Consider the following 20,710-nt stretch of genomic DNA (forward strand, 5'->3'; position numbering starts at 1 on the left):
ATACGCTCCTTTTCACATCCTGTTTTTTGTATCTTTATACGTTCGCAAGCGCCTGATCAAGGTCTGCAATGATATCGTTCACATCCTCGATGCCGACTGACAGACGGATCAGATCCGGCAGAACACCGGCTTCGATGAGCTGCTGATCGTTCAGCTGGCGATGGGTATGGCTTGCCGGGTGCAGAACGCAGCTTCTTGCATCGGCAACGTGTGTTACAATTGCTACCATTTTCAGGCCGTTCGTGAAGCGCATCGCGCCGTCTCTTCCGCCCTTTGGTCCGAAGCAGAGAACGCCGCAGGTTCCGTTCGGCATGTATTTTTCTGCCAGCGCATGGTATTTGCTGTCTGCAAGGCCTGCGTACTCAACCCATGCTACCTTCGGGTGGTTTTTCAGGAACTCTGCCACTTTCTCGGCATTTCTGCAGTGACGCTCCACGCGCAGGTGCAGGGTCTCCAGACCGACATTCGTCAGGAATGCATTCTGCGGGGACTGGCACGCTCCCATATCGCGCATCAGCTGTGCGGTTGCTTTTGTGATGTATGCTTTTTTGCCGAATTTCTGGGTGTAAATAACACCATGATACGACTCGTCCGGTGTGGTAAGACCCGGGAATTTGTCTGCATGCGCATCCCAGTCGAAGTTTCCGGAATCAACAATCGCTCCGCCGAGCGCCATTGCATGGCCGTCCATGTATTTTGTGGTGGAATGGGTGACAATATCTACACCAAACTCGAACGGACGGCAGTTGATCGGGGTTGCAAAGGTGTTGTCGCAGATCATCGGAACGCCGTGCTCATGTGCAAGTTTAACAAACTTGTCAATGTCAAGTACAACACCTGCCGGGTTGGAAATCGTCTCGGCAAAGACAGCTTTGGTGTTCGGCTGGAATGCTTTTTCCAGCTCCTCTGCCGGCGCATCCTGGTCCACGAGGGTAGTCTCGATGCCGAATCGTTTTAAGGTAACGGCGAGCAGGTTGGAGGTTCCTCCGTAAACCTTTGCCGCGCAGACAACGTGGTCGCCTGCCTCACAGATATTGGTAACAGCAAGCATCGTTGCCGCCTGGCCGGAAGATGTGAGCATGGCTGCCACGCCGCCCTCCAGATCGCAGATTTTCTGTGCTACGACGTCGTTCGTCGGGTTCTGCAGACGGGAATAGAAATATCCCTCCTCCTCCAGATCGAACAGTTTTCCCATTTCCTCGCTGGTTGCATATTTGAATGTTGTGCTCTGGTAAATCGGAAGTACACGCGGCTCACCGTTTTTCGGCTGCCATCCTCCCTGTACACAGATTGTGTCCTGGCTGTATCCCATAATTTTTCTCCCTTCTGTAAGTGAAACCGGTCCACCGGGCCGATTTCTGCTGTGCTCAGCGCCATAATAATACCCCCACCCGGGATGCCCGGGCGAGGGTATCACTTTTTCCTATTATAACTCTGTTTGTTCTTTCCTGCAACTATATGCGCACAGATTTAGGAGAGATATTCATCCACATATTTCTGGATATTGGAAGCATTCACAATCTTCTGCGCCTGGCCGTCCTCCACAACGAGAAGAGTCGGTGCCTGCATGATGCCGTACTGTGCGGCAAGATCCGGGTGACGCTCTGCGTCGATCACCTCATACTGCTCCTCGGCGAGCATTTCTTTTGCCATTTTGCAGTTCGGGCAGGTGCTTGTCGTGAACAGGTACATGCCGTCTTCCTCGATTTTATCTGCTGCTGCAGCGGCTTTCGGCTCTTCTTTTCCAGCGGCCTGCTCTGCCAGTTTCTCTGCTGCGCCGTACGATTTCATTTTCTGCTCCGGCGATTTGGAGTGGATGATATCATATACAGTTCTGTTCTTGTACTCCTGGCGTTTTCCGTCGTTCCAGTTCTTGACCGGACGGTAATATCCCGTGATACGGCTGTAAACCTCTGCCTCTTTTCCGCAGATCGGACATGTAAAGTGCTCGCCGGCGAGATAGCCGTCGTTCGCACAAACAGAATACGTCGGGGACAGCGTGTAGTACGGCAGTTTGTAGTTCTCTGCAATCTTCCGCACAAGGGAAGCTGCTGCTTTCCAATCCGGCAGTTTTTCGCCAAGGAACGCATGGAAGACAGTTCCCGAGGTGTACAGCGTCTGCAGATCATCCTGAATATCAAGCGCAGAGAAAATATCCTCGGTATAGTCCACCGGCAGATGGGAGCTGTTGGTGTAGTACGGGGTATCTCCCTCATGGCCTGCGGTCTTGATATCCGGCCATTTTGCACGGTCGTGTTTTGCCAGACGGTATGCGGTCGACTCCGCCGGAGTTGCCTCAAGGTTGTACAGATCGCCGTACTCCTCCTGGTAATCAGAAAGACGCTCTCTCATATGGTTCAGAACTTCTTTCGTAAACTGCTGTGTCTTCGGATCCTCCAGACCCTTTCCGAGCCATGCGGCATTTAAGCCGGCCTCGTTCATACCGATCAGACCGATGGTTGAGAAGTGGTTCTCAAACGTTCCAAGGTACCGTTTCGTATATGGATACAGTCCCTCGTCCAGGAGGCGGGTAATGACCTCACGTTTCGTCTTTAACGAACGTGCAGCAATATCCATCATATGATCGAGACGGCGGTAGAACTCTTTCTCATCTTTGGACTGATATGCGATACGCGGCATATTGATGGTGACAACGCCGACCGATCCGGTGCTCTCGCCGGAACCGAAGAATCCGCCGGTTTTCTTTCGAAGCTCACGCAGATCCAGGCGGAGACGGCAGCACATGGAGCGCACGTCGCTTGGTTTCATATCGCTGTTGATGTAGTTGGAGAAGTACGGGGTACCGTATTTTGCAGTCATTTCGAACAGCAGACGGTTATTCTCCGTATCGGACCAGTCAAAATCGGATGTGATGGAGTAGGTCGGGATCGGGTACTGGAAGCCTCTTCCGTTGGCATCTCCCTCGATCATCGTCTCGATGAACGCTTTGTTGACCATATCCATCTCTTTTTTACAGTCTTTGTACTTGAAGTCCATCTCCTTGCCGCCGACGATCGCCGGAAGCTCCGCGAGGTCATCCGGTACGGTCCAGTCGAGTGTGATGTTGGAGAACGGTGCCTGGCTTCCCCAGCGGCTCGGTGTGTTGACGCCGTAGATAAACGCCTCGATGCACTTCTTCACTTCGCCGTAGCTTAAGTTGTCCACTTTGACGAACGGCGCCAGATACGTATCAAATGAAGAAAATGCCTGCGCACCTGCCCACTCGTTCTGCATAATGCCGAGGAAGTTGACCATCTGGTTGCACAGAACCGAAAGATGTCTTGCCGGAGAAGAAGTAATCTTTCCGTTGATGCCGCCAAGTCCTTCTTTGATGAGCTGTTTTAACGACCATCCTGCACAGTAGCCGGTCAGCATCGACAGGTCGTGGATGTGAATATCCGCGTTGCGGTGTGCCTCGGCGATCTCGTCATCATAAATCTCTGATAACCAGTAGTTGGCTGTGATCGCGCCGGAATTGCTTAAGATCAGACCGCCGACAGAATACGTTACGGTCGAATTCTCTTTGACACGCCAGTCCTCTACTTTTACGTAGCTGTCCACGATCTCTTTGTAGTCTACGATCGTCGATTTCATGTTGCGGATTTTTTCCCTCTGCTTGCGGTACAGAATGTAAGCTTTTGCCACTTCTGCGTAGCCGCACTGGATCAGCACGTTCTCCACGCTGTCCTGAATTGCCTCCACTGAAATTTTTCCGTCTTTGATCTTGGACTGAAAGTCCGCTGTTACGCGCAGTGCCAGCATCTGAAGCATGTCATCGCTGAACTGCATATCTTTTGCGCCGAATGCTTTTCCAATCGCATCGGTAATCTTTTTCATCTGGAACTCTGCAATCGTTCCGTCTCTCTTTTCTACCTGAAACATGGAATCCCTCCTGTTAATTCAACCGTTTCTGCAAGGCCTTTTTAAGGTTCCACTCTTTGCAGTGTCTGAACCATATGATAGCAGAGCATGTTTCTCCCGTCAATAGTAAAAAGTACCATATCTAGTGTGAAATTTTCTAACATCACTAGATATGGTACTTTTACTTGTATTCTGTCCCTTCCATTTTTCGGCGCTGTACGGCGCTTAAAGGGATGTACTGCCGTTTTTAAGCCCGCTTGCCATACCTCTATACCCTCGGATAGATATCCTTCGGTACATAGGCTTTTACGCGGATGCCTTCCGGCAGATATTCTTCTTCGAGCAGAATTCCGTATCCGCGGATCAGTGAAATCGTTCCCGCCTTATCGTACGGATAGAGGCGCTCGATATAGATTTTTCCCTCCATCATCCACGAGGAGAGTAAATTTTTGAGGTCTTCGAGTCCCTGTCCTGTTTTGGCAGAGACCGCAAGGCTCGCGTCTGCCCGGAAATCTTTTACAACCATCGGGGCGAGAAGCTTATCCTGCTTGTTCAGCAGGGTGGCGATCTTTTTGTCCTCAACTTTCAGTTCCCGCAGCGTATCGTACACGACCTGCATCTGCAGCTCCATCTGCGGATTTGACGTATCCACAACGTGGAGAATATAGTCGGCATACCGTGCTTCCTCCAGCGTACTGCGGAATGCATCGATCAGATGATGTGGCAGCTTATTGATAAATCCAACCGTATCGGTCAGCAGGATTTCCTGTCCATCCGGAAGGGTCAGTGACCGCGTCGTCGTATCCAGCGTGGAAAATAGCATTGCATCTGCCAGAATTTCCGATCCTGTCAGTGCATTTAAAAGACTGCTCTTTCCCGCTGACGTATAGCCTACGAGCGCCGCTACCGGGATTTTGGAACGTTTTCTGCCTTCACGAAGGAGCTCTCTGTGCTGGCGTACTTCCTCAAGCTCACGTTTTAACTGCGTAATACGCGTGCGGATCAGGCGCCGGTCGGTTTCCAGCTTTTTCTCTCCCGGTCCTCTCGTACCGATTCCGCCGCCGAGACGGGAAAGCGATGTGCCAAGGCCGGAAAGTCGGGACGCACGGTACTTTAACTGGGCCAGCTCAACCTGGATTTTACCCTCGCTGCTCACGGCGCGCGCCGCAAAGATATCCAGGATCAAAAGCGTACGGTCCATGATCTTGCATTCCAGTGCTTCCTCCAGCCCTTTTAACTGGATCGAGGAGAGCTCATCGTCGCAGATGATGCCCGTCGCATCGCAGGCGCGCACCAGAATTTTCAATTCCTCTAATTTTCCTTTTCCGATGTACGTTCCCGGATGAATGGCCTCCCGCACCTGCACCAGGCGGCCCTCCACCTTCGCACCGGCGGTGCTGGCCAGTTCCGCCAGCTCGTCGAGCGATTCTTCTGCGTTTGCGCCGCCGTTTTCCTGTACGCCGACCAGAATCACGCGCTCCTGTTCTTCTCTTAAATCAAACAATCCAACTTCCTCCGTCTGTTATCGGTTCTGGAGAAACGTATTTTCCCGCTGCGCCGCGGTGTTTTCCGGGTATGCTGCCAGAAAATCCGCCATCAGCGACTTCGCGGTATCAAAATCCGCCCGTTTTTCATAGGATACAATCTGGTTGAACAGCAGATTTTCCCGGTCGGAATCCTCTGCCGTTTTGAGTCCTTCCTCGATATACGAGAGTGCACTGTCCGTGTCGTTTTCCGCAAGTGCGCAGAGCGCCAGCCCGTTGTTTGCTGCCGCCGCAAAGCCATCTGTCGAAAGATACGAAGAAAACAGTGCTTTCGCCTCGTCGTTCTGACCATTGGAAAGGTAAACCTCGCCGAGCATTTCCATCGCCGCGCTGCTGCCGTCCTTCATTGCCTTCGAGAACGCTTTGACCGCCTCGTCCTGCTCCTCCAGATAGTAGTATGCGCAGCCGATGTTATAATAATCCTCGGTCGTTTTCGGCTCAATCTTCACTGCCGCTTCGAGGTAACGGTCTCCGTCCGCCTTCATGCTGCTCTCCTGATACAGCTCGTAAATGTCAAGGCAGAGCTGATAGCTCTCCTTCGTCTCCACTGCCGCATCAAAATCCACCTTCGCCTGCTCGTAATTCTTCTGCAGGAAGTACGCGCGTCCCCTAAGGAACAGCGCATCGGCATCGGCCTTTTCTTCCTGAATATTGGTGCAGATCTCAATGGCTCCATCCAGATCTCCGGCCTGTACGCAGGTTTCCGCCTCGTAATACATGACATCGCGCGAAAACTCCGCGTCTTTGTGCTTCATGCTCGAAAGACTGCTCTTGAAAGCCTCTTTTGCCTTGTCATACTCCTGGCTTTTCAGATAAGCGATGCCGAGCGACCGGTAGCTCTCCGCCAGTCGGTCGCCTGCCTTTACGGCTCCCTCCAGCATCGCAATCGACGTTACGTAGTCCTTCTGTTCGAGCGCCTCGATGCCCTTTTTATAAAGCTTTGAATTTTTATTTTCACAGCCGCCAAGCACCATTGCCGCCGCCAGAAAAAAGATTACCAGTCTTTTTTTCATTCTGTCACAAGTCCTTCTTTATGCATCACAGAAACAACCTGGTCTACGTATTTTGCACACGTTGCGTCGTCCGGTGCTTCCACCATGACACGGATCACCGGCTCGGTGCCGCTCTCTCTTACGAGGATGCGTCCGTCATCGCCCAGGGCCTCTGCTACGTCTTCTACTGCTTTCTGTACTGCCGGGTTGGCCTTTGCAGCTGCTTTGTTTGCCACGCGGACATTCTTTAAGAGCTGCGGGTAAATCACTACCTCGGCTGTCAGGGTGCTGAGCGGGAGTTTCTTATCTATCAGCACTTCCATCACCATCAGGGAGGTCAGGATTCCGTCACCGGTCGTCGCGTGCTTGCTGAAAATGATGTGGCCGGACTGCTCTCCGCCGAGAGAATAGCCGTTTGCCATCATGTTCTCGCACACGTATTTGTCGCCGACTGCCGTCTTCTCATACCGGATACCGGCGCGGTCACACGCTTTGTAAAGACCGAGGTTTGACATGATCGTGGTCACAATCGTATCTCCGTTTAACTGGCCTTTTTCTTTTAAGTATTTACCGCAGACATACATGATCAGGTCTCCGTCTACCACATTTCCCAGCTCATCGACAGCGATGCAGCGGTCTGCGTCTCCGTCGTAGGCAAATCCGACATCGAGGTGTTTCTCTCTTACATATTTCTGAAGCTCTTCGATGTGGGTGGAACCACAGCCGCAGTTGATGTTTGTTCCGTCCGGCTCGTTGTGGATCACATATGTCTTGGCGCCGATGGCATCAAACACGCTCTTGGCTACGGAAGAGGCACTTCCGTTGGAGCAGTCGAGTCCGACTCTCATGTTTTTAAAGGATTTTGTCGGAATCGAGATCAGGTGTCCAATGTAGCGGTTCCTTCCGGCTGCAAAATCCACGGTGCGTCCGATGTCTTCTCTCGTTGCGAACGGGATCTTCGGTGTTCCGTCGTCGATGTAGGCTTCGATCTGCGCTTCGATGTCGGCTTCCAGTTTCTGTCCCAGGCCGTTGATGACTTTGATTCCGTTGTCATAGAACGGGTTGTGGCTGGCGGAGATCATAATTCCGCAGTCAAAGTTTTCGGTACGGACAACATAGGAAACGCTCGGGGTGGTCGTTACGTGCAGCAGATAAGCGTCTGCTCCCGATGCGGTCAGTCCTGCTACCAGCGAATATTCGAACATGTAGCTGGAGCGTCTGGTGTCTTTTCCAATGACGATCTGTGCTTTGTGGTCTTTTCCGAAATACCATCCGAGGAATCTTCCCACTTTATATGCATGCTCAACCGTCAGATCAATGTTTGCTTCTCCGCGAAATCCATCTGTTCCAAAATATTTACCCATGGTATGCTCCTTTCCCCTTTCGGGCAGAAAGCGTGTCTGAAATTTTTTGCAATCATTCAAACACGCTTTTTCTGGTTATTCACTCAAATAACAAAATATCGTAATTAGTCGTACAGCTTCTCGCTGTATACGCCGTCCGCAATCAGTTTGCGGAATGCTTCTGTTACGGAAGCTTTGTCTTCCTGATACGTTACGCCGAACCACTCTGCGTCGGTCGGAAGAACTTTTACTTCTGCTTTTCCTGCGTGCAGCAGCTCGTCGATGTAGATCGGAAGGAGGTACTCGCCTTTTACATCTCCCTCTTTCTGTGCAGAAAGGAATTCAACAAAGCCTTTCTCCAGAAGATCAATGAACTCCGGCTGCAGTCCCCACATGTTCATGGAAACAAGGGAGTTTTTGTCGATCGGATCAACCGTTCCGTCTTCTTTTTCAACGCCTGCGCCCTCTGCGGTCTTTACGATGTTTTTCGTCTCGTTGACACCGGTCAGGTTTCCGTTTTCATCAACGACGCAGACACCTCTTGTAACACCGCCGTTGTCACTTAAGGTGTTTCCAAGCACGAATCCTGCCATGGAGATCGGCATAACTTCATCCACATCATGCTCCTGTACGAGGTAGTCGTGCAGTTTTACGAACGGATCTTTTCCGTAATAGTCATCAGCATTGATAACAGCAAACGGCTCTTTTACAAGACCTTTGCAGGCAAGAACGGCCTGGCCGGTTCCCCACGGTTTGGTACGGCCTTCCGGTTTTGCAAAGCCTGCCGGCAGATCATCGAGCTCCTGGAATGCATATTCCACCTCTGTGATTTTGCTGATGCGGTTGCCGATGACTTCCTTGAAATCTTTCTCCAGATCCTTGCGGATGATGAAGACTACTTTGTTGAAGCCGGCTTCCAGTGCATCGTGGATGGAATAATCCATGATGATCTCCCCGTTTGGTCCTACTGGCTCAAGCTGTTTGATTCCCTTTCCAAATCTGCTGCCGATTCCGGCTGCCATGATCACAAGTGCTGTTTTCTTCATAGCGTTTTCCCTTTCTCTTTTCCCCTTTTTTCTCTTGTTTATTCTATCAGCAATCGATCCTGTAGACCAATCGTGATTCGCAGCGTTTATTATTATGCTTCTTCCTGCATGCTGCTCAGCTTTGCGGCCTGATCGGCTGCAATCAGACTGTCGATGATTTCATCCAGATCGCCGTTCATGATGGCGTCCAGTTTGTATAAGGTCAGTTTGATTCTGTGATCCGTCACACGTCCCTGCGGGAAGTTGTACGTACGGATCTTCTCGGAGCGGTCTCCCGTTCCGACCTGGCTCTTTCGAAGCTCGGCCATCTCATCGTGCTGTTTCTGCTGCTCTAAGTCGTACAGACGGGCACGCAGAATCTTCAGTGCCTTGTCCTTATTCTTTAACTGTGATTTCTCATCCTGGCAGGAAATGACGATGCCGCTCGGGAAGTGGGTCAGACGGACTGCTGAGTCGGTCGTATTGACACACTGGCCGCCATTTCCGGAAGCACGGAATACATCGAATTTGTAATCTTTCGGGTCGATCTGTACTTCGACGTCGTCCACCTCCGGCATGATCGCTACGGTCATGGTTGAGGTATGGATTCTTCCGCCGGACTCGGTTTCCGGCACACGCTGTACGCGGTGCGTGCCGCTCTCGTACTTCATCCGGGAGTACGCGCCTGCTCCGTTGATCAGAAGTGTTGCGTCTTTAAAGCCGCCGATTCCGTTTTCATCGGCGCTGGTCAGCTCTGTTTTCCAGCCGCGGCTCTCTGCGTATTTGATGTACATACGGCAGATTTCTGCGGTAAAGAGTGCCGCCTCGTCTCCGCCGGCACCTGCGCGGAACTCTACGATAACGTTCTTGTCATCGTTCGGGTCTTTCGGCAGAAGCAGGACTTTGAGCTCCTGCTCCAGCTCCTCTACGCGTTTTTTCGCATCGGAGAGCTCTTCTTTCAGCATTTCGCGCATCTCTTCGTCGGATTCCTCCTCAAGAAGCATCAGGCTCTCTTCGATGGTCTGTTTCTGTGTTTTATAGTCCTTATATGCGTCTGCGATCGGCTGGAGTTCTGCCTGCTCCTTCATCAGCTTCTGGAACTTCGCCGCATCGGCAGCGACGTCCGGCTCGCTTAACTGATTCAGTACCTCCTCGAGACGCATGAGGATATCATCAAGTTTATCAAACATAAAATGACTGCTCCTTTTTACTGTTTTCGTCTGTTTATGATGTCATTATGGTGTCAAAATTAAAATTCATTTCTGTCAGGGTTTTTTGTGCCAGATACCGGTCACCACGCGATCCAGGCCTGCCAGATCTTTCAGAACCTGTACATCGGCAAAGCCGTGGGTTTCCATCAGCTCCCGCACTTCATCTCCCTGATCGTATCCAATTTCAAAACAGAGCTTTCCGCCCTCTTTTAAATAGCTTCCTGCCTGCTCTGTAATCTTCCGGTAAAAGACAAGACCGTCCGCACTGCCGTCGAGTGCCATCCGCGGCTCATGGTCGCGCACCTCCGGCATCAGCGTTTCAATCACATCCGTGCGGATATACGGCGGATTGCTTGCGATCACATCGAAGGTTCCCTCGATGTTTTCAAATAAGTTGCTCTTTACGAACGATGCCCGTCCGCCCGCCTGTGCGCCGTTCTTTTCCGCAACCTGTAAGGCTTTCTCGGAGAGATCCGCGCCGATTCCCGTGCAGTCCTCTCTCGTCACAAGAAGCGATATGAGAATGCATCCCGAACCGGTGCAGAGATCGAGAATCCGTGCATCTTTTGGAAGGCCGCGGAGCGCTTCCTCCACAAGAATCTCGGTGTCCTGCCGCGGAATCAGTACATGCTCATTCACAAAAAAAGGGATTCCGTAGAACCACGCCTCTCCGGTCAGCTGCTGCAGCGGAATGTGTTCGCCGCGCTTTCTGACCAGCGCTTCGTACTGCTCCTGCTGTTCTTTTGGCATTTCATCTTCACTGTGTACAAAGTAGGTGCTGTGGCTGATCCCGCAGACATGCTCCAGTAAAAGCCATGCGTCCTGCCGGGCTTCCTCCACCCCCTGCTTTTGTAAGTACAGAATAGCGGATTCCAGTGCAGATTTCAAGTTTTTTCTATCGTGCACACTCATCGGTCACGGCTCCTCATGTTCTTTCTTTTCGGTTTTGGCCGGGTACGTATAACCAAAGTTTTCGTTCAGGTACGCTCTCCAGTCAAACACAGCCTCCACAGCGGCGATCGCAACCTCTGCCATCTCGGCATCCGGCTCGCGCGTCGTCAGGTGCTGCAGCATCAGGCCCGGTTTACTGATCAGGTTGACCAGTTTATTGTCACTTTTTCCCGCCAGGCGGATAATTTCATACGAAACGCCCGCGATCACCGGAATGAGAAGCAGGCGGATCACAATTTTCAGCACCGGGGAATCGACCCGGATGAACATGAAAAAGATGATGCTGATGACGATGACGTACATAAGAAAGCTCGTTCCGCAGCGCTTGTGCTCCCGGGAACTCTTTAAGACGTTTTCCACGTTCAGTTCCAGACCGTGCTCAACGCAGTTGATGCATTTATGCTCGGCGCCGTGGTACATGAACACGCGCTGAATGTCTTCCATACGGGAAATGGCTGCCAGATAGCCGAGGAACAGTGCCACACGCACAAAGGCCTCTGCCACCGCGGTCAGTGTCGTTCCGGCTCCCGCTTTGTGCAGCAGTTCGGACAGGAAGTACGGCACCATCAGAAAGAGAACGACGGCGATGACAACGGAAAATGTGACGGTTCCGTACATCATCAGCTTGTCTGTCTTTTCTTTTTTCGCTTTCTGCTGCTCCTCTTCCTCTTTCGTCGCCGGCTTTTTCTTTTCCTCCTCCTCGTCCTCATAGAACGAAGCGGAGTACATAAGGGAACTCATGCCGACGATCATCGAATCGGCAAAGCTGAAGACACCGCGCAGAATCGGAACTTTTAAGAGCTCCTTGTGCTTCGTCAGCGGCTTGTGCTGCTCTACTTTAACCTCAATCTCCCCGTCCGGCCGGCGTACTGCGACGGAATAGCGGTCCTTGTTCATCATCATGACGCCTTCCATCACGGCCTGGCCGCCAATATTGGATGATTTCATAATTTACGTTTACCTCCTCAAAGGGGATTTTCTGCATCCGTAACGCAAGAACGGGCTGAGATCTTCCAACCTCAGCCCGTTTTTCATCTTGCTTGATTCAATTCTTATTTCATGCCGTATTTCTTGTTGAACTTCTCGATACGTCCACGAGCTGCAGCAGCTTTCTGCTGGCCAGTGTAGAACGGATGGCATTTAGAACAGATCTCAACATGGATCTCTTTCTTGGTAGAACCTGTTACGAAAGTATTTCCGCAGTTGCAGGTAACAGTTGCCTGATGGTATTCTGGATGGATTCCTTCTCTCATTTTATTCACCTCTTCTTAATATTGTTATCTTCTCAGATTTACTCTGATGATTTCGTATTTCAGGCTGACAAAATCTCATCAACCTTGCACAGCTTTCTCATTGTATCACACAATTTTGAAAATTGCAAGCCTTATACTATTTTTTGTTTCTTTAAAATTTGAATCAGTTCGCCGTTGTTTCTGGTGCGGGCAAACATGTTCAGAATATTTTCCACGGCTTCCTCGGATTTCATGCCGTTTAATGCCCTCCGCATATTGTAAACGGCCTCCTGCTCATCTGGTGTCAGAAGCAGATCTTCTCTTCTTGTTCCCGATTTGGCTATGTCGATGGCCGGGAAGACGCGGCGTTCCTGCAGTTTCCGGTCGAGCACGAGTTCCATGTTTCCGGTGCCTTTGAATTCCTCGTAAACGACATCGTCCATCTTGCTTCCGGTGTCCACAAGCGCCGTTGCAAGAATCGTCAGGCTTCCGCCCTCGCGCATGTTTCTGGCCGCGCCGAAGAACCGTTTCGGCATGTAGAGTGCTGCCGGATCGAGACCGCCGGAAAGGGTACGGCCGCTCGGCGGAACGGTCAGGTTGTAAGCTCTGGCGAGACGTGTGATGCTGTCGATGAAGATCGTAACGTCTTTTTTACTCTCCACAAGACGTTTCGCGCGCTCAATGACCATCTCGGACACGCGTTTGTGGTGCTCCGGCTGCTCATCGAAGGTGGAATAGATGACTTCCACATTCGATCCCTGAATCGCTTCTTTAATGTCGGTGACCTCCTCCGGACGCTCGTCGATCAGAAGGATGATCAGATACATCTCCGGGTTGTTCCGCAGGATGGATTTTGCCGCATCCTTCAAAAGCGTCGTTTTTCCGGCTTTCGGCGGGGAGACGATCATGCCTCGCTGGCCTTTTCCGATCGGACTTACAAGATCCACGATCCGCATCGCCATGCTTCCGCCCGGGCGCTCAAGGCGCAGCCGCTCATCCGGGAAGACCGGTGTCATATCTTCGAAATTGCCGCGGCGCATGATCTGGTCGAGCGGCAGATTGTTGACGCTCTTTAAGTATAAAAGGGCGCTGAATTTTTCGGTTGCGGACTTTACTCTCGTGTTTCCGCGGATGATATCTCCCGTTTTCAGTCCGAAACGGCGGATTTGGGACGGAGAAACGTAGACATCGCTGTCGCCCGGCATATAGTTGTCGGAGCGGATAAATCCAAATCCGTCCGGCATGACCTCGAGGATGCCGCAGGCCTCCTGGCCGCTGTCGAGCGTGCTGGTTTCCTGACGCGGTTCCTGTCTCGTCTCTGGTCTTGCTTCCTGACGCAGCGGCTCCTGTCTCATTTCCTGCCCTGCTTCCTGACGCGGCTCCTGTCTTTGCTCTTCCTCACGGTTATTCTGATTATAATTCCGTGGTTCCTGAAATCTACGCTCATTGAAACGCGGCGCTCTTGGACGGTACTCCTGGCGCTCTCCGTTTTCACTGCGCTCTTCCCGGCGGACATACCGCGGTCTCTGGTACGGGCGCGCGGTGCCGTTTTCCGAGGTTTCCCGATTCTGGCGCTCCATACCGTCCTCCCGCTTTTCCTGCGGTTCCTGATTCTGATCCTGTACAGTTTCCGTCTTTTTTTCCTCTTTTAGAACCGCCGGCTCTTCCATGTTTTTCTGGTTTTCTTTCTGATCTTCTTCCAGCATCCGCTCAATCAGCGCTTCTTTCCGCAGGGTGGAAATTCCCTTCATGTTTCTGGATTTTGCCAGCGCTTTCAGCATGCTCAAAGGCAATGACTCATACTTTTCTCTTGTCATACCATTTTTCCTCTATCTATTCTCTATTTGATTTTCGGTTCTGTTTGGAGTTTTTAAGATATTTGATGCGCGAATATTTTTGCTGCAATTATTTAGAATCTGATTTTTATCATTTTACTGCTGTGGATTTTTCGTTACTGTTCACTCAGCAGTGAAACACTTGCTGTTTCGCTGCGTAAGAAAGTGATTCAGGTGTGAGCAGCCCTCCTTTTGCGAAGCAAAACTTTAAATGAGGGTTGCGAATGTTACAGTTCGCAGGGAACCTGTGAACTGTAACGATTTTTCTGCGGTTAGTGGGACTCGAACCCACACGCCGAAAGGCACAGGAACCTAAATCCTGCACGTCTGCCAATTCCGTCATAACCGCATATTATTTTTTCAAAAAAGAAAAACCCCATAGAAAACCTCCATGGGCGTTTTCTATGGGTTATTTAGTGAAGCATCGGGGATTCGAACCCCGGACAACTTGATTAAAAGTCAAGTGCTCTACCGACTGAGCTAATGCTCCGTATACTTTTGCATCCAACTGGGCTAGCTGGATTCGAACCAGCGAATGCAGCAGTCAAAGTGCTGTGCCTTACCGCTTGGCGATAGCCCAATGTTTCGCCTTGCTGGCAGGGTGGATAAAGGGATTCGAACCCTTGGCCTCCAGAGCCACAATCTGGCGCGCTAACCAACTGCGCTATACCCACCATAATTACGACTTACAGTCTTTTTCACTATTTAATTTTAGTGAAGCGTGCTTGGAGGGATTCGAACCCCCGACCCACGGCTTAGAAGGCCGTTGCTCTATCCAACTGAGCTACAAGCACACAGCTTCTACAAAATTGTAGCAGCAAGCGGGTGATGGGAATCGAACCCACGTATCCAGCTTGGAAGGCTGGTGTTCTACCATTGAACTACACCCGCACGACATCGGGGTGACAGGATTCGAACCTGCGACCTCCTGGTCCCAAACCAGGCGCTCTAGCCAAGCTGAGCCACACCCCGTAAACAAGGTTTCCCGATTTGCGTTTAACCCTTTCGCGCTCGACGCAAGATTTATTATATTACATTGTTTTCGGTTTGTCAACACTTTTTTTCATTTTTTTCAAAATGTTTTTTGTGTTGTTTTGTTCTCACCGGACAACAAAGAGATCTTATCATATCTTTTCTCATCTGTCAACACCTAAATTGTATTTTTTTGACAAACTTTTTAAGAATTAGTCAGAACCTGCTCCGGTACTACCCTGTTTTCTTTGGAATAGTCATGTTAGTTGCGATAATTCATTCGATTTTGGGCTGTTTTCCGCCCTTTTTCGACCCGTTTTTTAATCCAAATACTTGATTTCCACCGAAAGCTCATGCTCTTCATTGATCGTCAGCATGGCATAGCTTGGTTTTCTTCCCATCTGACGCGGATACGTGAGGCTGCCCGGATTGACAATCCAGAGATTTCCACGCTTTTCTGCGACCGGCCGGTGCGTATGGCCGAACAGTACGATATCCACACCCCTGGAAAGCGCCTCCGCATAGATTCCCTCCAGGCCGAGCGATACGCCGTAGTTATGACCGTGTGTGATAAAGGCACGGTAATCATCAATGTTCACCTGAATCTCCGCCGGGAGGTTTGAAAACCAGTCATTATTTCCCATGACCATATAGCACGGGCCGTTTACCTTGGATTTGATCAGGTCATCCATCCCTTCCACGTCACCGCAGTGGATCATGCCGTCGAACTCCTCACGTTCCATGGCCTCCTCGAGGTTATACATCCGTCCATGGGTATCGCTCACTATCAGAAATTTCATACTCATTCTCTTCCCTCTTCTTATTTCAAATATGATGCAATCTGTTCTTTCATCGCCGCCAGTGCTTTTCCTCTGTGGCTGACTGCGTTTTTCTCTTCCGGAGAAAGTTCTGCGGTCGTGCGGCTCATATCCGGCAGATAGAAAATCGGGTCATAGCCAAAACCGTTCTCCCCGCGTTCCTCGTAACCGATTTTTCCCTCGATCGTTCCTTTGGTGGTACAGACTGTTCCATCCGGGAAGGCAGCTGCAATCACACAGACGAATCGTGCCGTTCTTTTTTCCACCGGCACGCCCTCCAGGCGGTCAACGAGGCTCTGATTTTTGATGCGGTAGGACGTATCCTCTCCCATATATCTTGCCGAATAGACACCAGGCTCGCCGTTTAAGGCATCCACTTCCAGACCGGAGTCATCCGCCAGCACGATCGTGTCGCCGTCTGTGCATCCGGCAACGGTCTGTGCTTTGATTTTTGCATTCTCCTCAAAGGTTTTGCCGTTCTCATCGATCTCGACCGAAATGCCGGCTTCTTTCATCGAATAAATTTCCACCGGCAGATCCGCAAGGATTTCACGGATTTCTTTCATTTTGCCGGCATTTCCTGTTGCAAATACAATTTTTTTCATAACCGTTTTCCTTCTTTCACGCTGAAATAACTTGCGATCATTATACCGTATGTGTGACGCAAACACAAGAACCCTGTCACAAAAAAAAGACCCCCGTTTTTATCCGGGAGCCTTTTTTGTAATCACACATTATTTTGCTTTTTTCTGATTTGCCAGAGTCTTGAATCCATCGACAGCCAGGATCAGCGCCAGGATGACAAGCAGGCCTGCCAGCACGATACGTGCTACGCACCAGCCGATACCAACGCCTGCGCCAAGGCCCTTGAAGTTTGCAATCATGGTCTGTACAAGGGATGTGATGGTTACGATCAGCATGAATACCATCGGGAACAGGAACATTTTGTTGTTTTTGCCGACTTTTCCAAGCCAGGTGGCAACAGCAAGAAGTCCGATGGCTGCCAGCAGCTGGTTGGATGCACCGAACAGCGGCCAGATTTTGGAATAACCGGTCAGGCCAAGGCCGATGCCGAGTACTACGGTGATAACGGTTGATACAACCGGATTGGTCAGAACGGCTTTGTAGCCGGTTGCCTCTTTGTAAGTCTGTCCCGGCTCAAGCCAGAACTCCTGGAACATGTATCTTGCCAGACGGGTTGCAGTATCCAGAGAAGTCAGGCAGAATACCGATACAGTCAGAACCAGCAGAGAGTACAGTACGTGGGTCGATCCGCCAAGTCCCGGAATGGTTGCTACCATCTCGGAGATACCGGTTGCAAATACAGCGGTCGGAACAACGGTGGTTCCGTCTGCGTATCTGGACCAGATGTAGCCGACTGCACACAGAGATACGATTGCAAGTGCACACTCAATCAGCATACCGCCGTATGCGATCGGGCGGGCATTTTTCTCATTGTCAAGCTGTTTCGATGTAGTTCCTGAACCAACGAGTGAATGGAATCCGGAAATTGCTCCGCAGGCGATGGTTACGAACAGGGCCGGGAACATAAATCCAAGAGAACTTCCGGTCGGAGCCAGCGTATCTTTGAATCCGGTGAATGCCGGGATATCCAGGGATGCATGGCCCATCAGAGCACTTCCGATGACACCGACAGCGGCTACGATCATCATGAAGTACAGAAGGAAGGAGCTTAAGTAGTCACGCGGCTGAAGCAGAATCCAGACCGGTGCAACAGAAGCTACGGTGATATAGATACCAACGATTACCATCCATGCTGTCTCGGAGAGATAGATCGGATGGAAGTTTAATCCAACAACAACGCAGACAACGATAGCTGCAACGCCTGCGATGGTGGAAACGCCAAGAGATACATTTTTTCTGTATACCATGAAGCCGAACACAACGGCAAGTACGATGAACAGAATGGAAATCATAGCGGTTGTTGCATTTGCAGAACTTGCTGCCACATCGACAGCGCCGCTCTCGGTGTAGGCTGCCTTGAAGGTATTGGCAACGATGGAACCGAAGGCTGCAACAACAAGAATCAGGGTCAGGTAAGCGAAGACGATAAAGAGTTTTTTCGCTTTACTTCCCATAGTGTCTGCGATAACCTCGCCGATGGACTGTCCTTTGTGGCGCAGGGATGCAAACAGTGCGCCGTAATCATGAACGCCTCCAAAGAAGATACCGCCGATGAGTACCCATAAAAGAACCGGAACCCATCCAAAGACAGCGGCCTGAATCGGTCCGTTGATCGGGCCTGCGCCTGCGATGGATGAGAAGTGATGTCCCATTAAGACAGGAGCTTTGGCAGGAACGTAGTCCACACCGTCCTCCTCGGTGAATGCAGGGGTTTTCCGTTTCGGATCAACGCCCCACTGCCCGGCAAGCCATTTTCCGTAGAATACGTATCCGGCGATCAGAATGCCGATTCCGACAACCAGTACAAGAATACTATTCATTTGTTTTTTCCTCCCTCTTTTTGGTAGAATAAATTTATAGATAACTAAGACCGGAACATCTTAGCATATCCCTTTACCAATTCCCAAGCCGCCCGGTTTCCAAACACTTTCTGTTCCGCCGTATCAAAGACGAGCAGCCGCACCTGACAGTAGCCTCTCAAAGAAAACCGGTAATTTTTATAATACTTATATTTTCGAATTTTCTTCTTTACGCTGTCCGCAACCGGTTTGTCCGCAAAAAAAATACCGGTGACCAGCGTGTACATGTGGTCGGTATCCGGTACTTCCTTCCCCTCGCGAACCACCTTTGGCTCTATCCATTCTGTCAGGTCCGTCAGAAATGTTTCGACGTCCTGGTCGTTCAGTTCTTCCACCGCTTTAAAATACGCATGCTCATGACAGCTGATCCTCCACAGCTCTGCTTTCTTTGAGAGCACGTATTTTGCGCCGCTCTCGTGGTAGCTTGCACAGGCATCGTATGTATGGCCGTTTACTTCGGACGGCTTTACGATATCGTAGCTCCTCTCGTAGGAATGCAGCAGCCTGTCTCTGATCTCCTGTCCGTTCATGGTTTCCTCCGCTTGATGAAAAAATTTCGCATGAGGACAGTTTAGCACAGTAGTGCAGTGATTTCAAGGAAATATTAACCTTTTCTAAAATTTTTCTTTTAATTTTTGTTATCAAAAAGGAGCAACACCAAAAATCATTCGGTATTGCTCCTCCATTTGTATTATTTCTGTTCTTTTTCCCGGCGCGGCGGCTTCGGTCCCGCGTACTGGTAAAAGTAGGTTTTCAGCATTCCATTGTAAATTTTACGGTTTTTATCCGCCTTTTTGCCGAGGTACCGCTCGGCATCCTCGTAGCTCGTGATCAGATACATCGACCAGGAATCGAGAGCGCGGTACCGCTCTCCTAATGTCTGATACAGGGCCGGAAGATCTTTTTTGTCCTCCAGGCGCTCACCGTACGGCGGGTTGGTAATCAGAAAACCGTATTTTTTCGGGTGCGACAGCTCGGCAACCGGACGCTGCTGGAAATGGATCAGGTGATCCACACCGGCCAGCTTTGCGTTCTCTCTGGCACTCTTGATGACATCTCCGTCGATATCAAAGCCCTGAATATCTGTCTCAATATCGTTCCGGATCCGGTAGCGTGCATCCTCCGCCGCATCCATCCAGCATTTTTTCGGCACGAGGTGCGTCCACTGCTCCGCAAGGAAAGAACGGTTGAGACCCGGTGCAATATCGGCCGCCATCATGGCCGCCTCGATCGGGAACGTACCGCTTCCGCAGAACGGATCGACAAGAATCCGGTCACCCTTCCACGGAGTCAGCATGATAAGTGCTGCGGCAAGGGTCTCGGTGATCGGCGCTTTCGCGGTCAGCTTGCGGTAGCCTCTCTTATGAAGGGAAACGCCGGAGGTATCGAGTCCGATCGTAACCTCGTCTTTTAAAATCGAAACACGGATCGGGTACTGTGCACCGTCCTCCGGGAACCACTCCATGTGGTAGACCTGTTTCAATCGCTCGACAATCGCTTTTTTCATGATCGACTGGATATCGGACGGGCTGAAGAGCTTACTCTTGATGGAGTTTGCCTTCGTTACCCAGAACTTTCCGTTTTTCGGGATAAATTTCTCCCACGGGAGCGCTTTTGTCGCTTCAAAGAGTTCATCGTACGTTTCGGCGTGGACCTGTCCTACTTTGAGCAGGATACGCTCGGTCGTGCGAAGGAACAGGTTGGCGTAGGCGATTCCCTCTGCATCTGCAAGAAACGTTACTTTTCCATCCTCCACGCGCTCGATTTCGTAGCCGAGGTCGAGAATTTCACGTTTCATCACCGCCTCCAGGCCGAAGTGGCACGGGGCGATCAATTCATATAATTCCATACTCTCCCGTCCCCTCTTATAATGTGAGCTGTTTTACGACGGTGCCGTCAAAGCCTTTGATCGTAAATACGCCGTCCTCGAGGATTGCATAGGTCGGGATATTGCCCTCTTTCGGCAGAGATACAGAACCCGGGTTCAGAAAGGTGTGTGCGCCTTTTTTCTCGGCACGCAGGACGTGGGTATGGCCGTACAGGAAGATATCTCCATCCATCAGCGGCGGCAGATTCTGCTCATTGTAGATGTGGCCATGGCTCATATAGAAGGTATGGCCTCCCTCGATCAGGATGCCGTAATCTGCCAGCACCGGGAACTCCAGTACCATCTGATCTACTTCTGCGTCGCAGTTTCCGCGCACGTTGGTGAGGTACTGTTTTTTCTCATTCAGCATGGCGATGACCTGTTTCGGTGCGTATTCTTTTGGAAGATCGTTTCTCGGGCCGTGATAGAGAAGGTCGCCTAACAGAAACAGGCGGCTTGCGCCCTCTGCCTCGAAGGCTTCCAGCATTTTTCTGCAGTAATAGGCAGAACCGTGAATATCAGATGCAAACATGTATTTCATATCGTGATCTCTCT

17 protein-coding genes and 7 tRNA genes are annotated in these 20,710 nt (G+C 50.8%); all 24 read right to left on the reverse strand.

Going from position 1 to position 20,710, the window contains the following annotated elements; translation table 11 throughout:
- Positions 1-34: 34 nt before the first annotated feature.
- The 24 genes from DW915_RS09730 to yfcE all read right to left on the reverse strand — a co-directional run bounded on the left by DW915_RS09730 (position 35) and on the right by yfcE (position 20,696).
- Complete coding sequence (locus DW915_RS09730; protein ID WP_022463108.1) at positions 35-1,312, reverse strand: O-acetylhomoserine aminocarboxypropyltransferase/cysteine synthase family protein; 1,278 nt, start codon at positions 1,310-1,312, stop codon at positions 35-37.
- Positions 1,313-1,470: 158 nt separating this feature from the next.
- Positions 1,471-3,882: a ribonucleoside triphosphate reductase gene (locus tag DW915_RS09735; RefSeq protein ID WP_055227013.1), complete on the reverse strand. Its 2,412-nt coding sequence runs from the start codon at positions 3,880-3,882 to the stop codon at positions 1,471-1,473.
- 247 nt (positions 3,883-4,129) lie between these two features.
- Positions 4,130-5,365, reverse strand: a complete 1,236-nt coding sequence (gene hflX, locus DW915_RS09740) for a GTPase HflX (protein ID WP_118742042.1) — start codon at positions 5,363-5,365, stop codon at positions 4,130-4,132.
- An 18-nt stretch (positions 5,366-5,383) separates the two neighbouring features.
- Complete coding sequence (locus DW915_RS09745) at positions 5,384-6,418, reverse strand: tetratricopeptide repeat protein (protein WP_055219726.1); 1,035 nt, start codon at positions 6,416-6,418, stop codon at positions 5,384-5,386.
- A complete protein-coding gene (gene glmM / locus DW915_RS09750; protein WP_022462134.1) occupies positions 6,415-7,761 on the reverse strand; it encodes a phosphoglucosamine mutase in 1,347 nt (448 codons plus the stop codon). Before glmM ends, DW915_RS09745 begins: the two co-directional genes overlap by 4 nt.
- A 104-nt stretch (positions 7,762-7,865) precedes the next feature.
- Complete coding sequence (locus DW915_RS09755) at positions 7,866-8,786, reverse strand: nucleotidyltransferase family protein (RefSeq protein ID WP_055219722.1); 921 nt, start codon at positions 8,784-8,786, stop codon at positions 7,866-7,868.
- A 92-nt stretch (positions 8,787-8,878) separates the two neighbouring features.
- Positions 8,879-9,955 (reverse strand): peptide chain release factor 1, encoded by a 1,077-nt coding sequence (gene prfA / locus DW915_RS09760; protein ID WP_022462136.1) that lies wholly within the window; start codon positions 9,953-9,955, stop codon positions 8,879-8,881.
- A gap of 75 nt (positions 9,956-10,030) precedes the next feature.
- Entirely contained in the window at positions 10,031-10,888 is an 858-nt protein-coding gene (prmC, locus tag DW915_RS09765; RefSeq protein WP_022462137.1) for a peptide chain release factor N(5)-glutamine methyltransferase, read from the reverse strand.
- Positions 10,889-10,891: 3 nt separating this feature from the next.
- On the reverse strand, positions 10,892-11,875 hold the full coding sequence (locus DW915_RS09770) for a DUF1385 domain-containing protein (protein ID WP_118700338.1): 984 nt from the start codon (positions 11,873-11,875) through the stop codon (positions 10,892-10,894).
- A 104-nt stretch (positions 11,876-11,979) separates the two neighbouring features.
- Positions 11,980-12,180: a 50S ribosomal protein L31 gene (gene rpmE / locus DW915_RS09775; protein WP_022462139.1), complete on the reverse strand. Its 201-nt coding sequence runs from the start codon at positions 12,178-12,180 to the stop codon at positions 11,980-11,982.
- A gap of 131 nt (positions 12,181-12,311) precedes the next feature.
- Positions 12,312-13,976 (reverse strand): transcription termination factor Rho, encoded by a 1,665-nt coding sequence (rho, locus tag DW915_RS09780; protein WP_118742043.1) that lies wholly within the window; start codon positions 13,974-13,976, stop codon positions 12,312-12,314.
- Positions 13,977-14,261: 285 nt separating this feature from the next.
- Positions 14,262-14,343 (reverse strand) — tRNA-Leu (locus DW915_RS09785).
- Positions 14,344-14,411: 68 nt separating this feature from the next.
- Positions 14,412-14,484: transfer RNA gene (locus tag DW915_RS09790), tRNA-Lys, on the reverse strand.
- 18 nt (positions 14,485-14,502) lie between these two features.
- A tRNA-Gln gene (locus DW915_RS09795) sits at positions 14,503-14,574 on the reverse strand.
- A 20-nt stretch (positions 14,575-14,594) separates the two neighbouring features.
- A tRNA-His gene (locus DW915_RS09800) sits at positions 14,595-14,668 on the reverse strand.
- A gap of 46 nt (positions 14,669-14,714) precedes the next feature.
- Positions 14,715-14,788, reverse strand: a tRNA-Arg gene (locus DW915_RS09805).
- 26 nt (positions 14,789-14,814) lie between these two features.
- Positions 14,815-14,885 (reverse strand) — tRNA-Gly (locus DW915_RS09810).
- A gap of 6 nt (positions 14,886-14,891) precedes the next feature.
- A tRNA-Pro gene (locus DW915_RS09815) sits at positions 14,892-14,966 on the reverse strand.
- Positions 14,967-15,286: 320 nt separating this feature from the next.
- A complete protein-coding gene (locus tag DW915_RS09820) occupies positions 15,287-15,772 on the reverse strand; it encodes a metallophosphoesterase family protein (protein WP_022462627.1) in 486 nt (161 codons plus the stop codon).
- 14 nt (positions 15,773-15,786) lie between these two features.
- On the reverse strand, positions 15,787-16,389 hold the full coding sequence (locus tag DW915_RS09825) for an XTP/dITP diphosphatase (RefSeq protein ID WP_022462628.1): 603 nt from the start codon (positions 16,387-16,389) through the stop codon (positions 15,787-15,789).
- 129 nt (positions 16,390-16,518) lie between these two features.
- Positions 16,519-18,249 carry a carbon starvation CstA family protein gene (locus tag DW915_RS09830; protein WP_118742044.1) on the reverse strand — a complete coding sequence of 577 codons (1,731 nt, stop codon included), beginning with the start codon at positions 18,247-18,249 and terminating at the stop codon, positions 16,519-16,521.
- 44 nt (positions 18,250-18,293) lie between these two features.
- Positions 18,294-18,818, reverse strand: coding sequence for a hypothetical protein (locus DW915_RS09835; RefSeq protein ID WP_055219714.1), 525 nt, complete (start codon positions 18,816-18,818; stop codon positions 18,294-18,296).
- A 161-nt stretch (positions 18,819-18,979) separates the two neighbouring features.
- A complete protein-coding gene (locus tag DW915_RS09840) occupies positions 18,980-20,137 on the reverse strand; it encodes a THUMP domain-containing class I SAM-dependent RNA methyltransferase (protein ID WP_022462631.1) in 1,158 nt (385 codons plus the stop codon).
- 16 nt (positions 20,138-20,153) lie between these two features.
- Positions 20,154-20,696, reverse strand: a complete 543-nt coding sequence (gene yfcE / locus DW915_RS09845; protein ID WP_022462632.1) for a phosphodiesterase — start codon at positions 20,694-20,696, stop codon at positions 20,154-20,156.
- Positions 20,697-20,710 lie beyond the last annotated feature (14 nt).

The organism is Blautia sp. AM42-2, assembly GCF_003480245.1.
Lineage (GTDB): Bacteria > Bacillota > Clostridia > Lachnospirales > Lachnospiraceae > Fusicatenibacter > Fusicatenibacter saccharivorans.

Bases quoted from the DNA above. Each gene is read 5' to 3' on its own strand.
- DW915_RS09730 (WP_022463108.1), bottom strand. From the start codon at position 1,312: ATGGGATACAGCCAGGACACAATCTGTGTACAGGGAGGATGGCAGCCG.
- DW915_RS09735 (WP_055227013.1), bottom strand. From the start codon at position 3,882: ATGTTTCAGGTAGAAAAGAGAGACGGAACGATTGCAGAGTTCCAGATG.
- DW915_RS09745 (WP_055219726.1), bottom strand. From the start codon at position 6,418: ATGAAAAAAAGACTGGTAATCTTTTTTCTGGCGGCGGCAATGGTGCTT.
- glmM (WP_022462134.1), bottom strand. From the start codon at position 7,761: ATGGGTAAATATTTTGGAACAGATGGATTTCGCGGAGAAGCAAACATT.
- DW915_RS09755 (WP_055219722.1), bottom strand. From the start codon at position 8,786: ATGAAGAAAACAGCACTTGTGATCATGGCAGCCGGAATCGGCAGCAGA.
- prfA (WP_022462136.1), bottom strand. From the start codon at position 9,955: ATGTTTGATAAACTTGATGATATCCTCATGCGTCTCGAGGAGGTACTG.
- prmC (WP_022462137.1), bottom strand. From the start codon at position 10,888: ATGAGTGTGCACGATAGAAAAAACTTGAAATCTGCACTGGAATCCGCT.
- DW915_RS09770 (WP_118700338.1), bottom strand. From the start codon at position 11,875: ATGAAATCATCCAATATTGGCGGCCAGGCCGTGATGGAAGGCGTCATG.
- rpmE (WP_022462139.1), bottom strand. From the start codon at position 12,180: ATGAGAGAAGGAATCCATCCAGAATACCATCAGGCAACTGTTACCTGC.
- rho (WP_118742043.1), bottom strand. From the start codon at position 13,976: ATGACAAGAGAAAAGTATGAGTCATTGCCTTTGAGCATGCTGAAAGCG.
- DW915_RS09820 (WP_022462627.1), bottom strand. From the start codon at position 15,772: ATGAGTATGAAATTTCTGATAGTGAGCGATACCCATGGACGGATGTAT.
- DW915_RS09825 (WP_022462628.1), bottom strand. From the start codon at position 16,389: ATGAAAAAAATTGTATTTGCAACAGGAAATGCCGGCAAAATGAAAGAA.
- DW915_RS09830 (WP_118742044.1), bottom strand. From the start codon at position 18,249: ATGAATAGTATTCTTGTACTGGTTGTCGGAATCGGCATTCTGATCGCC.
- DW915_RS09835 (WP_055219714.1), bottom strand. From the start codon at position 18,818: ATGAACGGACAGGAGATCAGAGACAGGCTGCTGCATTCCTACGAGAGG.
- DW915_RS09840 (WP_022462631.1), bottom strand. From the start codon at position 20,137: ATGGAATTATATGAATTGATCGCCCCGTGCCACTTCGGCCTGGAGGCG.
- yfcE (WP_022462632.1), bottom strand. From the start codon at position 20,696: ATGAAATACATGTTTGCATCTGATATTCACGGTTCTGCCTATTACTGC.